Source organism: Enterococcus sp. AZ009 (assembly GCF_050548785.1).
Classification (GTDB): domain Bacteria; phylum Bacillota; class Bacilli; order Lactobacillales; family Enterococcaceae; genus Enterococcus_D; species Enterococcus_D entomosocium.
The window spans coordinates 3,077,761-3,093,427 of the sequence record NZ_CP172960.1; the positions used below are offsets into that span (position 1 = coordinate 3,077,761).

Genomic DNA, 15,667 nt, shown 5'->3' on the forward strand with positions numbered 1-15,667 from the left:
GCTATCTCTCCTTTATCCAAATACCACCATCAGTCTTCGTAGCGAGCAATTGGGTTGTCTCCGCTAACTGACAGTCAATATGGCGATCCTTTAAACTGATTTTAACAGGTTCTCCTTGATAAAAGAGCGTAAATTTTAGTTCTTTTATTTTCTGTGGCAAATGATTCGCTAATCGCAGGCCTTGATCGTAATACAACCCTGCAAAACCGTAAATCAAGCTCAGCCAACTTCCCCCCATATTTGCTGCGTGAATGCCATCGACAACATTTTTTTGGAGATCCGTTAAATCCATCAAAGCCGTATCCATAAAATAACGATAGGCTTTTTCAGAATCCCCAATTCGACTCGCCATCACGCTAAAAATAGAACGAGACAAGGAGGAATCATGCGTCGTCACTTGTTCGTAATAGTCATAATCTTTTTTTAATTGCTCAAGACTGAAGTCTCCTGTATAGAGCATTTGGGCTAAAACCGTATCGGCTTGCTTACAGACTTGATGTTTGTAGATGACCATTGGATGATAATGCAGCAGGAGAGGATACTTTTCAGCAGGTGTAGTCTCAAATGGCCAGACTGCTTGTTCTAAGAATCCATCGTCTTGCTTCGTAATCCCTCGCTGTTCATCGTAACCAAAGTACATTAAGTCGGCTGCTTGCTGCCATGCACTAATTGTTTCTTGGTATTTACCATACCGCTGTGCTAACTCAATGGCATAATATAGATTATTTTGAACCATTTTATTCGTATAAAAATTATTATTAACAAGGGCACTGTACTCATCAGGTCCAGTCACTCCATTGATGCAAAAGGCAAGTTTGCCCTCTTTTTCTACTAGATCGCCATAGCTCAACCAGAATTTCGCCGTTTCAAAAACAACTTCACTGCCAACCGTTTCGATGAATGCCTGGTCGCCAGTCACTCGTTCATACAATTGGAATGCATAAACGATATCCGCATTGATATGGACTTGGGCAGTTCCCGCTGGATAATAAGCACTCGTCTCATTTCCATCAATTGTTCGCCAAGCAAACAAAGCACCCTCTTGGCTTAGCTCCTGCGCCCGTTGTTTGGCTTGCGGCAAGATCTTCCCGCGATAGGAAAGCAATGCTTTGGCTATTTCAGGGTTCGTGAAAATAAAAAATGGCAACAGATACATTTCCGTATCCCAAAAGTAATGCCCTTCATATCCCTCGCCAGTCAATCCTTTGGCTGCGAAATTTGTTCTGCCGTCTCGCCCCGCACCTTGATTCAAATGAAACAAATTGAACCGAATGCCTTTTTGAAGAACTGGATCTCCTTCGATTTGGATATCACTTGCCGCCCAAAATTGCTGATAACTTTGTTGCTGCTCTTGCAAGAGAACTTCAAAATCGGCAAACTCTTGGTTAAAAGGTGTTTCGTGATTTTGATTATCTTCAAGTAGTTTCATTTGGAAAACCGTCGTAAGCGTTTCCTCTGCTTGTAATTGCTTTTCGCCATTGATCACTCGAATTGCTATACTTCGTTGACTATTTTCAGCAGTCCAAATCGCATAATCCTGATAATCAGCTTTTCGTAAGTGATGTGCTTTACTGGCAACCCGAGGATCATCTGTTTGAACAATTGCTGCTTTTTGTTCTAACGGATGTGTCATGGAAATTGGCTCTGAGAAATTGGTGTTCTTAATTTGATACTGACAGACGTAGAGTTCACTTCGTGTCACAGAGGCAAACGACTGCATCACCAATTCAAAAGTTTTACCTAGTGGCGTTACTACTTTATAGGATTCATCCAACACGCCTTTTTCCAAATCCAAAGTCATTTGTATAGGCTTTACTTGCCATTCTGAAGCACTAGAGTCCTCGTCACCAATCTGTAAACGTACGCCTCTTAGATTCGGCAGCTTGATGATCGTCTGATGCTCTTTGGCATAGCCGTATGCCCATTCACCATATTGGATCGGCTCACTATCAAAAAAGCCATTAACAAAGGAGCCTGGGTTTCCCTCGTAAAGCTCATTAACTTTTAAAGGATGCCCTGCCCGCACGCCAATTTGACCATTGCCAACTGCAAACAATGTTTCTAAGTATTCAGGGGTTTGATGAGAAAGTTCCTGTGTTCTTACTTTAAATGAATCATTTTTCGCCATCCATTCGCACTCCTTGTAAGAAATATTTGTTGAACAGCAAGTAAATGATCACAATGGGAATGATCGTGATCACACTTGCCGCCATCGTCTGATCCCATCGTACACCACCATTTCGACTTTGGAAAGTCTGCAACCCTAGAGTCAAAGTATATTTACTTGGCGTGGTCAAATAGAGCATTGGTTTCATGAATTCGTTCCAAAAGCCCATAAAAATAAAGACAGCTTGTGTTGCGATGGATGGTTTTGCTAATGGCATCACGATACGAAAGAATGTTTGAAATCTGCCGAGACCATCGATTGCCGCAGCTTCTTCCACATCTTTTGGAAAAGATAAAAAGAATTGACGCATCATAAAGATATTCCCGATGTTGATCGCAGCTGGTAAAATCAACGCTGAAAAACTATCTAACATTCCTAGATTCATCAAGATTAAGTAATTTGGAATCAACAAAACCTGAGCTGGCACCATCATCAATGCCAAAAACCCATAGTAAATTCGTTCACGCCCCGGAAAATTTAATCTTGCTAAGGCATAACCTGCCATCGTGTTTAATAAAATATTGATGGTCGTTCCAATAACGGATATAATCACGGAGTTTAGAAACCAACGCATAAACAAAGAAGAGCGCCCCAAGACATATCGAAAATTGTCTAAAGTAAACTCATTGGGGATCAAACTCATATCCCCGGAAACAATTTCTCTATAGGGTTTGAAAGATGCAGCAATTGCCCAGACAAAAGGATAAAAGGTCAGTACTGCATAAAGAATCAAGATCGTATAGAGCAAGATCTTTAAAATTTTTGTTTTCTCTTTTCCTCTCACGTACGTTACCCTCTTTCTTTGTTCAATTTTTCTGCTAAAAGTGACGTGATAAAGATAATAATTGCTAAAACGATCGCTAATGCTGCCGCATACCCCATCGTGTTCATTTGTCCAAAGGCGTATTGGTAAATCATTAGTGACAAGGTCAGAGTCGAATTGTTGGGTCCCCCTGATCCGTTCGAGAAGATATACGCCTGGTCAAACATCTGAAAGGTACCAATGATCCCCGTCAGCAGTACATAGGTAGTGATTGGGCGTAGATAGGGAATCGTGATATACCGTAATTTATCCACGGTTGTCGCACCATCGATCTCTGCTGCTTCGTACAAAGAATGAGGCAGATCAACTAAAGAAGCCAAATAGATCGTCATATAATAAGGCACGGTCGACCAGATATTCATTACCATAATCACTTTCAACGCATAGGCCGGTTCTTGTAAAAAATTGATTGGTTCTGAGTAAAATCCTAAATTCATAAATAAGTCATTGACTGGACCGTAAATATTAAAAATAAACATAAAGATGATCGTCAATGCTGAACTAGAGGTTAAAGTTGGCAAAAAATAAACCATCCGAAACAGTTTCTTCCCCTTGATTCCTTTGCTGCTTAAAATATACGCGATAATCAAAGCAAAAATCGTTTGTAACGGAACGACGACCAAGGCAAACGTGGCCGTATTTCTAAGAGCGATTCGCGCTTTTTGATCGGTGAAGATACGTAAATAGTTTTCTATCCCTTTAAAAGAAAATGTATTGGTAAACAAATTGACGTCGTTGAAAGATAGATAAAAAGCAAAGAGAACAGCTAAGACGAAAAAGATTCCTACGACAATGATTGCTGGAGCCAGAAAGAGCCACGCTTGTCGGATTTCTTGCCATTGGCTTTTTGTATAGTTAGTTTTTTTTCGTTCCATCATGTTGTCACCTTTCCCAAAAGAAAAGAGAGAGGAGTTCCTCTCCCTCGTTCAAATTCAGACTAGTTTGCTGTAATATCTGCGTTCGCTTGTTCATCAGCAGCTTCCATTGCTTCTTCAAAGGTCATGTTTCCATTTAAAGCATTCGGTAAAAAGTTTTGATAGGCTTTGTTGATCGTATCTAAAGTGGTGCCCTTTTGCCAAATCGTTGCATAATCCCAAGCCTCTAGGTGAACATTCAAGTCACTGTTTTCTGTGATTTTGGCCGCATCTGCTACATCTTGACGACTAGGTAATGTCCCGGTTCCTTCAACCCATGCTTGCATACCGCTTTGACCAGTAGCGTGTTGAATCCATTTATCTGCCAAGGCACTTTTTTCAGTCCCAACATATTTTCCCCAACCGACAGAAAACATCATTGACCCTTCCGTTCCTTTATACGTTGGCATTTCTTTTACAACAAAAGGAATATCAGGAAATTCTGTCTTAAGTGTCTCATACACCCAGTTTCCTTCATCCATGATCGCAATTTTTCCAGAACCAAAAGCTTCGCCGTTCCAACCTGTTCCGATATCTTGCGGTGTAACAGCTGCTTTCGTATCGACCAACTCTTTTAAAATAGAAAGATTATCAACTACTGCTGGATCAGCCAAATTAGCCGTCCCATCTTCATTGATTGGTTGAGCATTTTCCCGCGTTGCAAGATGATAGTTGCGAGCCATATCTTGGTTATAGCTCATGGCAAAAACATTTCCGTCACCATACGCCTCATTGATTTTTTCTTGGAACGACGGCAGCCACTCAACATACGCTTCAAGTGTGTCTGGCACTTCATCGATCGACACACCCGCTTCTTCAAAAATCGCTGTATTGAAATAGAGTGCTAAAGTTGACATATCTTTGGGAACAGCCTGCAGTTGTCCATCCGAAGTCGTAAAAGCATCGATCAAGCTATCATAAAACTGCTCACTTTCAAAATTAGCCGGATCCAGCTCTGCAAGTGTGCCATTCTCTGAGAACCATGGGAACATATAGGCATCCACGTAAAAGACATCTGGTGCCGTTCTACCAGCCATGTCAGCTTGAATTTGGGTATTATAATCGGTATATACTTTCTTTTCAACTGTTGCACCCGTTGCTTCTTCAAAAGATTGGATCATCTCATCCAACGATTTTTCTTCTGCCTCGTTGCCACCCCAAACACCGATCGTTAACGAATCCCCTGTGAAATCCGTCTGATCTGTCGAACTACTGGTGTCTTCGTTTCCCCCACAAGCTGCCAGCACCACTGCTGCAGACAATAGAAGCCCTGTTCCTACTACTTTTTTCCATCCAGTCATTTTATTTCCCCCTAAAAAGTGATTTTGATTTGTTCTTCAAGCAGATAAACCTTATCAAAAGCGATAAACTCAATCGCTTGCTCCCCATGGTTGGTGACCGTAAAACCTTCCTGTGTGACCTCAATCTTTAATGGCTGTTGGTGCCACATAATACCAAATTCAAGTGCTTCCCAAGCCTTTGGTAAATGTGGTTCGATTCTTAACTGGCCGTCTAAACAACGGACACCACCATAGCCGAAGACCGTCATTTGCCAAATACCGCCGAGTGATGCTGCATGAATCCCTTCATTGGAAGACAGCATATTTTCTCCCATATCAATGTTGATTGCTTGTTGAAACAAATCATAAGAAAGTGCTATTTCCCCTAAATCAGCAGCGAGGATGGCATGTGTCGATAAGGATAAGGAAGAATCATGCAACGTTTTCGGCTCATAGTAATCCCAATTCAACCGTTTCTCTTCTTTTGGAAAAAGGTTCTCAAATAAGAACAAGAGCAAAAGAACATCCGCTTGTTTCGAAACTTGCATCTCGTTGACCTGTTCTAAGTTATACTCATGGAACAGTGTGCCTACTTGCGAATCATTTTTATATTTCGTGAGATCGATCTCTTTTTTCGTCAAATAGGTATCATCTTGCGGGATGATTCCCGCTTCATTCGGTTGCGGTAAATAAATAGCAGCTACTTTTGCTTGCCATTCTTGATAAGCTTCATTTAATGGTAATTTTTCAGCTAGTTTCGTAAATTGTTCTGGCTGGTTCTTTTTCAACTCTTCATACAATGAAATAGCTAATTGAATGTTCCAGTGCGCAGTATGATTCGTGAAAGCATTATTATCGACATGCTCCTTATATTCATCTGGTCCGACTACGTCTAAAATTTCAAAGCGCTGGTTTTCTTCGGACCACTCTAAACGACTCGCCCAGAAGATCGCCGTATCAAAAATCACTTCATAGCCTTTTTCCCATGCAAATTGTTGATCATTCGTTACATCAATAAATTGTTTGATGCCGTAGGTGACATCGCTGGTAATATGCTGTTCAATAAATCCTGACCAAATTTTCGTTGGTAAGCCCGTAAGGATATCCGCAGCGCCCCAAACTGGCGTAGTCTCACCATCTTCAGGCCAAGCAGCTTCCCACGGAAATTGGGCGCCTTGATAACCGTTCTCAGTAGCTTTTTTATGGGCACCAGCCAAACCTAAATAGCGATAAGTCACTAATTTTTTGGCGATTTCTGGGTGTGTGAAGGTAAAATATGGCAGCATAAAAATCTCTGTATCCCAAAAGGTATGTCCTTTGTACCCTTCCCCAGATAGGCCTTTGGCACCTATGTTCATGCGTTCGTCATGGGCTGGTGTCATCACATGTAGATGATATTTTGCAAAATGAATCGCTAATTGATCTAGTGTGTTCTCTGTCTTGATTTTGATTGGAAAGACGGACCAGACTTCTTTGTCCCATGCCGCTGCTGAAGCTTTTGCTAATTCCTGATAACCGTTTTTGCGAATCTCTTTCAGCTCTTCAAGGGCAATCTTCTTCAAATCTTGTGGTGTCTTTCCTAAATGCTCTTTATCGATCGTGGTATAAACAGAAGAAAACTTCTCAAGCTTCAACGTCTCATTAGGTGCCAAGGTTTGCCAGTAACGATTGTAGATTTTCCGTCTTCCCATCTCGATCCGCTTCTTGGTTCCATCATAGCAATCTTCTGTTTTTTCTAGATTATGTGCTGTCGAAAGAACAAAGGCGATCTTAGATTGAGTGGTCTTTGGCATCATTTGTAAGAAACGATTTTCTGTTAATGATTTGTCACCTTCAGTAAAATGCTGTGAGCCGCTATTTGTCTTTTGTCCGTCAATACCAGAAATAATTTCCAACGTGACTTCTTTTCCTAAATTTTCGACCAGCACTTGTTGCGCAAACACATGCTTTTGGGCAAAGGAAACACATCGCTTAAAGGTCAGTTCGACATTAATCTGACCATGTTTCCATTGAAAGGAGCGCGTGAGTTCCCCAGTTCTCAAATTTAAGACACGTGAATAGTTTGAATATTTGCCTTTTGATAAATCTAATCGTTCGCCATCAAAAAGGAGCTCCATTCCAATCATATCCGGCACATTAGGAAGCTCAGTCACTTCATTTTCGTCGAATTTATTAAAGGTTCCTGCAACAAAAAGATTACGCGTTTCGCCAACATATTTCTCTTCTGTCACAGAGCGCATCCCCAGATACCCGTTGCCCAAACACATGATGGCTTCTGCTTTGCCTAACCATTTTGTATCAAAGGTCTTTTCCGTAATTTTCCAAGGGTCTTCTTTTAAATACTGCATCGCTGTCTCCATTTTTTCCTCCTACTTCTTCAGAAAACGTTTTAGTTTCTTTCAAAAATTTTTTATTTATAAAAATAGTTAATGGACCGAAACAAAAGTACAATCAAGCCCATGAAATAACTACCAATTACTAGGACAATTGCTGCGTTAAGAAACACCCATCCTACGATCAAGTGGAGTGGCGCATAGTAAGCATAATCTCTAATTATTTTTGCGGCTTGGTATTCGTTTCGCCACTTCCAAGCAATAAGACTCGCACTAGCCCAAGCAAAAATAACTAACAAAAGTAGCGCTTGTGTATTGATCTCCAATAAAGGATTCCCTGTTAACAACTCATCGAAGGAGGTTTCGTTCATACTGATCATTCCCCTGTTTCTTATTGAACCCCACTACACTTTGTCCTAAAATGTCGTGTAACGTTTTTTTCGTACCTAGATAGAGGAAGAAAGAACCAGTGAAAAACAACCAACCGATCATTGGTAAAAAGTAGAGCAATTTTGCTACTTCCCTCATTCCTACAGTTAATAAATTACGTTGATTCGTAAAAACAACGAGTTTCGCAAAATGTTTGCCAATCGTTTTCCCCTCAAAACTACTCAAACAAATCATGTTGTAGACCACAAAGAGAAGTTGTGGCAAGACAATCGTTACTCCAGCAGGTACCATTAGGAGATAGCTAAGCATGGTACTTGGTAAAAAAATGATCATGCAATCAATCAAAAATGCTAGCAATCTTAGTAACAGCATATTTGTCCCCCTCTTTTCGAAAACCTTTTCGTTACATCCACATATTACCAGACATCTTTTCTCTATTCAAGCGTTTTCATAAAAAATAATGTTTATTTTTTCCGATTTCCTAATGGAAAATCGCGTGAACACTAAAACGTTTTAGATTGTCTGTTTTTTTGCAAGCGATTTGGTTGGGAACCAGCTTTACTTGTGATACCATGAAGCAAATACGAAAGAAGGCGATTTCTTGGATTTATGGCTTACAAATGTACAACTTGAGACGAGTTATTTAAAAGAAGGCGATTGGTCTTATGGAACCAAAACAGAAAATACAGCAATCGGGATCAATGATGGAAAAATAGCGGAGATCGTGCCGATGACCGAATGGCAGGCATCAAGCGAAGCGACGATCATTGATGGGGGAAATCAGTTATTGTTGCCAGGATTGATCGAAAAACATTGTCATTTGGACAAAAGTAAATTAGGTACTCCTTGGCGTCCAGTAACGCCGGCAGCTAGCTTGGTGGAACGATTTGAAACTGAGATTCCCCAATTAGATGCCTTGCCGTTATCGATCAAAGAACGCGGACAAGCGCTGATCGATTTAGAACTGCCTCATGGTGCGGTGATGTTCCGCTCACATATTGATATTGAACCAATGACTCAGCTGCGTTATTTTGATGCGATTACCGAATTAGTTGCCGAACAACCTTTTGGCTCGGAGTTGGTCTTATTCCCACAACATGGCTTATTGCGCTCAAATGCTGCTTCTTTGATTGAAGAAGCCTTAGCAACGGGCAAAGCATCTTTTATTGGCGGTGTTGATCCTTATACACTCGATCAAGATTACCAGGCTTCCTTACGGACAACTTTTGAACTTGCTCAAAAAGGACCTGTCGGGATTGACCTCCATCTTCACGATCGGCAAGAAGCTGGCAGAGCGACCGTCAAAGAAATGATTCGTTTGACGAAGGAATTCAATATGCAAGGAAATGTGGCGATCAGTCACGCCTTTGGTCTAAATGACTTTGAAGGCACAGAACGCAAAGAAGTCTTTCAAGCCTTAGCAGATTTAGAGATCCACATCATTTCAAGTATTCCCATCAGCCCTGGCACGATTCCACCGCTTAAGGAATTGCAAAGCTATGGCGTTGCTGTTCATATTGGTTGCGACAACGTCTATGATTCTTGGTCTTCTCTAGGAGATGGTTCTTTACAAGAAAAACTGGCCCGCTATTTAGAGATTTTTGCCGTCAAAAGTCAGGAAGACTTGACGCAAGCATTAGGTTTAGTCACGGATGGCAAAGTCCCATTGGATAAAAACGGTGCGCAGCAATGGCCTAAGGTTGGTGATTCGGCTGATTTCTTACTGACACCAGCTACTTGTACGGCAGAATTCGTTGCCCGTAAAGGCTTCGTCAGCAAAAGCTTTTATCACGGAACAGTTGTTTTCACCGCATAAATCTTACCTATATAAAAGGCATCTGCGCTTCTTTTTAGAGGCGCAGATGCCTTTTTTCAGGAATAGTCGTTTGCTAATTGTACATAGTCTTTCAGGTAAATGAATCAACCTGCTGCTTCATAAACTCTTCTATTTCACTTTTTAGTGGCATTCCTGTTTGAGCCCCCAGCTTTTGAACGGACAGACTAGCTCCATTATTCGCCATAGAAACGGCTTCATAAAAATCGGCTTCTTCCCCTAAAGCTGCTGCCAAGATACCATTAAAGGTATCCCCCGCACCGGTAGTGTCTACAACTGAAACTTTGTTCGATGGAATCGTCACAACTTGTGACTTTTCTACAAATGTTACCCCTTTGCTTCCTCGTGTGACAACGATTCGCGTGGCATATTTTTTTTGCCAATCAGCAATGACCTGCTCAATTTCGTCTTCCAAAATGGCCTCTTTACCGATCAAAGCGGCAAATTCCGTTTCATTTGGTGTCAAAATATCAATATACGGCAGGAGTTCCGGTACGATTTCATTGTAAGGAGCAGGATTCAAAATCGTTAGAACTCCTTTTTTCTTGGCAAGAATCAATGCTTGTTTGATTGTTTCCACAGGAATTTCCAGTTGAGTAAGTAAGATATCCCCTTGTGAAAGTTCACTCATTGTTTGCTGAACGTAGGCTTCATCGATCAGTCCATTCGCACCGGGGACGACAGTGATACAATTATCCTCTGCTAATTTAAAAATACTCGCAATTCCTGTGAACATATTTTTTTCACGGGAAACAGACGATAAATCGAGAGCTTCTCTGCTGAGGTGCTGAAGAACCTTTTCCCCAAAAGTATCTTCCCCGATTTTCCCTAAAAATTTTGTTGATGCACCGTAACGAGAAGCTGCCACTGCTTGATTTGCTCCTTTGCCCCCGACAAAATAATCAATTTGCTCCCCAATGATCGTTTCGCCGATCCTCGGCATTCGTGTTGTCGTGATCACGATATCCATGTTCACACTACCTAAAATCGTTATCTTACTCAAAAAATCACCTATTTCTCTTGAATATATAAAAAGGGCCAAAGGCTTCCCGACCCTCAATGGTCGTTTCACCAACCTTTAAAAACCCTGTTTTTACAAATAATCGCTGCATGGGCAGATTGGTATGATTTGTGATTGAAAGAAGTGTTTCCCCTTCATCACACTGTTGTTCCAAACAGCTTCTGATCCACTGGCGGCCAAAGCCTTGCCCCGCTTGAGATGGTCTCGCAACGAGTCGCTGAATCGTTCTTATCCCATGATATTCTTTGCTACAATTTGACAATGAGTCAACTGACAAAACACCGGCACTTACAATGTTTTTATTTTCATCCTTCAACACAAACAGTTCCTTTTTCTCGATATCCTTCGCTAAGATTTCTAGGGAGGGATAAGTATCAGTCCACTGGTAGATTTTCCTTCTATTCATCTGCTGCTTTGCTTCGATGAACAGTTGAAAAATCTCTGCTAATTCTTGTCGTGACGCCCTTTGAAGTTCATTCATGACTCTAGTAAGGGAGCAATACCAACGACAAAATGACCACTGCTATAATCCCAACGATCGTTGGAACGCTGGTTCGTTTCAGTAACCGAACAGGGCTGACGTCGATTGAAGAAGACACAATCATAATTACAGCGGCAACTGGTGAGATCGTTCTGCCAAGATTGGCGATCATCTGCATTGGCAAGGCGATCAAAATCCCGTCAATTCCCGCTTTAGCGGCAATATCGGGAATCAGTTCAATCACAGCGTAAAACATCGCCAATCCTCCGCCACTCAAAATACCGAACAATGCGGTTGCGCCGCTGAATATCAATGCCGTTAACACGCCAGCAGATTGAGAATTTTCTACCGCACTCATTAGTGAATCAATCACTCCTAAGCTTTGGATAGCTGTGGTAAATAATGATCCACCCACAACCAACATGACTACTTGACTAAACCCTTGTCCCATTCCTTTGAATAGTTCCACTGCACTTTCTTGCGCGATTTTGAAAGATTTCTTTCTCAAACATTCAATCAGTAATGCGACAAAAAAGGAAATCATCGTTAGGACGAAAATATCCATTGTTACACCTTCTTTGAATATACCGATTATACCAACGATAATGATCAACACCAAAGGAAGTAGTGGTAAAATTGCATAAAATCCAGGAACAGCCGTTTCTTCTGACTTACTTTCAATTTCTTTTAGTTCTACAAAGGCATCTTTGCCTTCTTTTTTATCACAATACGTTTGCCAAAAGTAATGAACAATGGCCATGATCAGCAATGTTGGGATGGAAATTTTCGCATGGTACAGAACATAAGTTAAGATGTTGTAATTCAATGTCTGAGCCGCAATCACATTATCCGCACCTAATGGCGTCGGCATGATCGTGGCAGTCATTGCGATAACTCCGGCTGCTGTTAAGGAAGAGATACCAATCCCTTGAAGCAGTGGATAAAGGATTGCCATCAAAATTATTGCCAAACTAGATGCACTTGGGACGACTAACGACATCAAATTCCCTAATAAGAAAACGATCGGAATAAATAATGCCTTAGACTTGATTTTGGTCATTGGCTGAACCAGGATATTGACAGCTTTTTGATTGGCACCAATGAGATTCATATAACCTGAATATCCGAATAAGATCATGATCACTAGACCAGCAGAACTTACTTGAGAGATGATCGTATCTTTAAGCTTTAAAAAAATATCGAATAAGGCCAAGCCAGTCCCTTCGCCTTCTGGGTAAAGCGGATTTCCTAAAGCAACGGATGCACAAAGCAAGACAAGTGCCCCAATAATCAAAATCAATGCTGGATTATAACTCTTAATAATAAAATATCCGACGATCCCCAAAACAACGAGTACTAAAATCGCTTCTATCATTTCTTTCCCCTCCTATTTACACTTGCTGATTGCCTGTAAAAACCATTCTTTAAAGAGCGCTTCATCGATATCGACACAAACACGGCAATTGTTTTTCTGCTTCAGACGATTGTTGAGATCGACAATTGTCGCACCTGCTGTGTAGGCTCCTTGTGTTTCGATCGCAACAAAAGTCTCTTGAACAGTGAACATCTCTGGACACAAAAGATAAGCGATCGCGCAACTGTCATACATTTTCAGCCCCGTGCCAAAACTGCCACCACGGTATTTTTTGAATAATTGAACCATCATATCTCCGGTTTGATTCATTTCTTTGATTTTTGCACTGTCTTCTGGGTAAACAAGCGCTTTGGCGCCCACATCTAATGGTGCTACAGAAAGTGGTAAGCCGCTCTCAAAAACAATCGTTGCAGCCTCGGGGTCAATCGCAATATTGAACTCTGACAATACACCAAAGTTTCCTCTGCCTAAGGCTCCGCCCATTAAAACGATCTCATCGATTTTTTCTTTGACTTCTGGATAAATCTTAAGTAAAAGAGCAATATTCGTTAGAGGACCTAATGCGACAATTGTGATTTTTTCTTTATTCTTTTTGATCGTTTGATACATCGCTTCCACAGCTGAAGTTTCCAGCAGCAATGAACGATCTGGTTCTGGAAATGAATAGCCGGCCATTCCTGTGACCCCATGAACATCGCTGGCATCTTTGACTGCTCGCGTTAGTGGCTGAGATGCACCTTGTGCTGCTGGAATCGACAAATCCCAAAAGGAAAGCAGTTTCAGTAAATTATTGGTGACATGTTCAATACCGACATTTCCGGCCACTGTCGTGATCAACTTGACCTCCAAGACTTCACTAAATAGAGCAATTCCCAACGCAACTGCATCATCGATCCCCGGATCCGTATCAATAATGACTTCTTTTTTTGACATACGTATTCTCCTCTCACCTTTGATAAAACGTTTTATCATTTTTCTAAAAAAAAGCGAACATCTGATAAAGCGTTTTATCTAATGTTCACACAAAGAATAGCATCGTTTTAAAGCGCTGTCAATAGTAAAAAAAGAGTTTCGCTAGGAAACTCTTTCAGTCACACTGTTCTTTTTTATCAATCTAGGTGTCAATTGGACGTAACGTGGCTTCTGTCCGCTGATTGCATTCATCAAGGCAAGAACCGTTTTTTCACCTAAATCATTTACATCTTGTTCCACAGACGTTAGAGATACTTCTAAAAGATCATTCAAAACAAGATTGTCGTATCCTACGATCGAAACATCCTCTGGAACCTTGATTCCTAGTTCTTTGGCACGCTTCATAATTCCCAATGCAATCAAGTCGTTGCCAGCAACAATGCCGGTTACATCTCGGTTTTTTAGGAGAATGTCTGCTTTTTCATAGGCGTCTTCAAATTGGAACTTTGTTACCACATGCCAACTGTCTTTTCGTTGGAGATTGAATTCCTTCAGCGCATCTAAATAGCCTTGGTATCGATACACACAATTGATATTTTTATCAGGGTTCATCATCGTGCCGATCTTTTTGTGTCCTTTTTTTATTAGCTCACTGGTAGCAATATATCCCCCATGCCGATTATTATAAAAGACTTGATCGACCTCAAAGTTATCTATTCCTCTATCAACCAAAACGATTGGAACCGAAAGATTCTTCAATCGTTCTTTGGTTTGTACCTCATCCGCGTAGGATTCGGTTGAAAGGGCGATGATCAACGCATCAACGTTGCGGTCAATCAGGAGCTGAATCAATTCCTTCTCAACGTCAACTTTATCATCTGAGTTGACCAAAATCAGCAGATACCCCTGTTTTCGCAGCAAATCTTCTAAGACCTTGGCCAAGTTGGCAAAAAAAGGATTGTTGATATCTGGGATGATCAGTCCGATCGTATTGGTTTTTTTCAAAACCAGGCTTTTAGCCGCAGCATTCGGCGTATAATTGTTTTCTGCCGCCAAGCGCTTGATTTGCTGTTTTTTTTCTTCTGTGATCCGAATCGGTTTGTCATTTAACACTTGAGAAACGGCTGCGATCGATACACCTACTTCTTTTGCAATGTCTTTTAATCTGACTTTCACTGAATACCCCTTTCGCTTTCCTAATTTTGTAAATGAACCAAGCACTCAATCTTATGTTTTCAGTAAATCCTTTTTATACTGCTGAAAAAACGGATTTGAGAATTAGACAAAGATGATTGATTAAAGATTATACTGTTTTTTTGAATTCCTCTTAGATGTTCCACCTCACCCAATCAGCAAACAATTCTGGCCAACGGACAACCGATGCTTCGATCCCGTGTTGATTGCCGTTGGCGGTTTCCGGTGTTCCTAAACTTAGTCCATGACCACCGCGAGGGAAAATGTGCAGCTCATAAGGTATATTAAATTTGCGCAGCTGTTCGGCAAAAAGGAGGCTGTTTTCCGCCAAGACTAATCCATCTTCTAACGTATGCCAAAGAAACGTCGGCGGTGTCTGTTCATTGACTAAAGTCTCTAAAGACAAAGCCGCTTTTTCTGTTTCATAGCGATCTGCTAATAATGAACGGAAGGAATCTTGGTGCCCAAGTTCACCACTAGATAAGACCGGATAACTCAACAGTAACCCGTTAGGTCGCCATTCTTCATTGGCTCCTTGTAAAGCCTCTGCTAGAAAAGGTTGCTGCCAAGACACACCCAGATTAGCAGCTAAGTGACCACCAGCTGAAAAACCGGCAACAATGATTTTTTCAGGATCGACGTGCCAGACCTCATGATTGGTGCGCACAAGACGAACGGCAGCCGCCAATTCCTTTAAGGCTAACGGATAGACAGCCGGTTTGATACTATAATGCAACACAAAGGCTTGGAAACCAAAGCTCATCATTTTGATGGCGATGGGTTCCGCTTCGCGATCAGACAACATTTCATAGCCGCCGCCAGGACAGATGATGACCGCTGGTCGAACACGATCTGGTTCCATTTCAGGAGAATTTTCCATGACATACGTGGTTAAACTGGCTTGGCTTTCTGGTAAAAGTGCGGTTCTTTTTTCATGTATCAC

General features: G+C 41.3%; 14 protein-coding genes. 1 reads left to right on the forward strand and 13 read right to left on the reverse strand.

Annotation, left to right across the window (positions count from 1 at the left end):
• Position 1 precedes the first annotated feature (1 nt).
• The 7 genes from IGJ74_RS14585 to IGJ74_RS14615 all read right to left on the reverse strand — a co-directional run bounded on the left by IGJ74_RS14585 (position 2) and on the right by IGJ74_RS14615 (position 8,279).
• Positions 2 to 2,128, reverse strand: a complete 2,127-nt coding sequence (locus IGJ74_RS14585; protein WP_087664639.1) for a glycoside hydrolase family 65 protein — start codon at positions 2,126 to 2,128, stop codon at positions 2 to 4.
• The gene (locus IGJ74_RS14590) at positions 2,115 to 2,951 is read right to left on the reverse strand and encodes a carbohydrate ABC transporter permease (protein ID WP_016612747.1); all 837 of its coding nucleotides are present in this window, start codon (positions 2,949 to 2,951) and stop codon (positions 2,115 to 2,117) included. Before IGJ74_RS14590 ends, IGJ74_RS14585 begins: the two co-directional genes overlap by 14 nt.
• 5 nt (positions 2,952 to 2,956) lie before the next feature.
• Positions 2,957 to 3,865 (reverse strand): carbohydrate ABC transporter permease, encoded by a 909-nt coding sequence (locus IGJ74_RS14595; protein ID WP_008380619.1) that lies wholly within the window; start codon positions 3,863 to 3,865, stop codon positions 2,957 to 2,959.
• Positions 3,866 to 3,927: 62 nt separating this feature from the next.
• Positions 3,928 to 5,205: a sugar ABC transporter substrate-binding protein gene (locus IGJ74_RS14600; RefSeq protein ID WP_016612748.1), complete on the reverse strand. Its 1,278-nt coding sequence runs from the start codon at positions 5,203 to 5,205 to the stop codon at positions 3,928 to 3,930.
• 11 nt (positions 5,206 to 5,216) lie between these two features.
• On the reverse strand, positions 5,217 to 7,544 hold the full coding sequence (locus IGJ74_RS14605) for a glycoside hydrolase family 65 protein (RefSeq protein ID WP_086316527.1): 2,328 nt from the start codon (positions 7,542 to 7,544) through the stop codon (positions 5,217 to 5,219).
• A 50-nt stretch (positions 7,545 to 7,594) separates the two neighbouring features.
• Positions 7,595 to 7,888, reverse strand: a complete 294-nt coding sequence (locus tag IGJ74_RS14610) for a hypothetical protein (protein ID WP_087664638.1) — start codon at positions 7,886 to 7,888, stop codon at positions 7,595 to 7,597.
• Complete coding sequence (locus IGJ74_RS14615) at positions 7,866 to 8,279, reverse strand: RDD family protein (protein WP_005234081.1); 414 nt, start codon at positions 8,277 to 8,279, stop codon at positions 7,866 to 7,868. The genes IGJ74_RS14610 and IGJ74_RS14615 overlap by 23 nt, the downstream gene beginning before the upstream one ends.
• Before the next feature lie 229 nt (positions 8,280 to 8,508).
• On the opposite strand from IGJ74_RS14615, the gene IGJ74_RS14620 reads away from it, so the two are divergent.
• Positions 8,509 to 9,723 carry an amidohydrolase family protein gene (locus tag IGJ74_RS14620; protein ID WP_087664637.1) on the forward strand — a complete coding sequence of 405 codons (1,215 nt, stop codon included), beginning with the start codon at positions 8,509 to 8,511 and terminating at the stop codon, positions 9,721 to 9,723.
• 91 nt (positions 9,724 to 9,814) lie between these two features.
• Here IGJ74_RS14620 and rbsK read toward each other — a convergent pair whose 3' ends face one another.
• The 6 genes from rbsK to IGJ74_RS14650 form a co-directional block, all read right to left on the reverse strand.
• Positions 9,815 to 10,744 (reverse strand): ribokinase, encoded by a 930-nt coding sequence (gene rbsK, locus IGJ74_RS14625; RefSeq protein WP_087664636.1) that lies wholly within the window; start codon positions 10,742 to 10,744, stop codon positions 9,815 to 9,817.
• A gap of 4 nt (positions 10,745 to 10,748) precedes the next feature.
• On the reverse strand, positions 10,749 to 11,243 hold the full coding sequence (locus IGJ74_RS14630; protein ID WP_005234078.1) for a GNAT family N-acetyltransferase: 495 nt from the start codon (positions 11,241 to 11,243) through the stop codon (positions 10,749 to 10,751).
• 4 nt (positions 11,244 to 11,247) lie between these two features.
• Positions 11,248 to 12,618 (reverse strand): C4-dicarboxylate transporter DcuC, encoded by a 1,371-nt coding sequence (gene dcuC, locus IGJ74_RS14635; RefSeq protein ID WP_005234077.1) that lies wholly within the window; start codon positions 12,616 to 12,618, stop codon positions 11,248 to 11,250.
• 12 nt (positions 12,619 to 12,630) lie between these two features.
• Positions 12,631 to 13,551 carry a ribonucleoside hydrolase RihC gene (rihC, locus tag IGJ74_RS14640; RefSeq protein WP_008380607.1) on the reverse strand — a complete coding sequence of 307 codons (921 nt, stop codon included), beginning with the start codon at positions 13,549 to 13,551 and terminating at the stop codon, positions 12,631 to 12,633.
• Between the two features lie 141 nt (positions 13,552 to 13,692).
• Complete coding sequence (locus IGJ74_RS14645) at positions 13,693 to 14,706, reverse strand: LacI family DNA-binding transcriptional regulator (RefSeq protein WP_008380606.1); 1,014 nt, start codon at positions 14,704 to 14,706, stop codon at positions 13,693 to 13,695.
• A 151-nt stretch (positions 14,707 to 14,857) separates the two neighbouring features.
• Positions 14,858 to 15,667, reverse strand: coding sequence for an alpha/beta hydrolase (locus IGJ74_RS14650; RefSeq protein WP_008380605.1), 810 nt, complete (start codon positions 15,665 to 15,667; stop codon positions 14,858 to 14,860).

Coding starts and splice junctions, on each gene's coding strand:
- IGJ74_RS14585 (WP_087664639.1), bottom strand. CDS start 2,128: ATGGCGAAAAATGATTCATTTAAAGTAAGAACACAGGAACTTTCTCAT.
- IGJ74_RS14595 (WP_008380619.1), bottom strand. CDS start 3,865: ATGGAACGAAAAAAAACTAACTATACAAAAAGCCAATGGCAAGAAATC.
- IGJ74_RS14600 (WP_016612748.1), bottom strand. CDS start 5,205: ATGACTGGATGGAAAAAAGTAGTAGGAACAGGGCTTCTATTGTCTGCA.
- IGJ74_RS14605 (WP_086316527.1), bottom strand. CDS start 7,544: ATGGAGACAGCGATGCAGTATTTAAAAGAAGACCCTTGGAAAATTACG.
- IGJ74_RS14610 (WP_087664638.1), bottom strand. CDS start 7,888: ATGAACGAAACCTCCTTCGATGAGTTGTTAACAGGGAATCCTTTATTG.
- IGJ74_RS14615 (WP_005234081.1), bottom strand. CDS start 8,279: ATGCTGTTACTAAGATTGCTAGCATTTTTGATTGATTGCATGATCATT.
- IGJ74_RS14630 (WP_005234078.1), bottom strand. CDS start 11,243: ATGAATGAACTTCAAAGGGCGTCACGACAAGAATTAGCAGAGATTTTT.
- dcuC (WP_005234077.1), bottom strand. CDS start 12,618: ATGATAGAAGCGATTTTAGTACTCGTTGTTTTGGGGATCGTCGGATAT.
- rihC (WP_008380607.1), bottom strand. CDS start 13,551: ATGTCAAAAAAAGAAGTCATTATTGATACGGATCCGGGGATCGATGAT.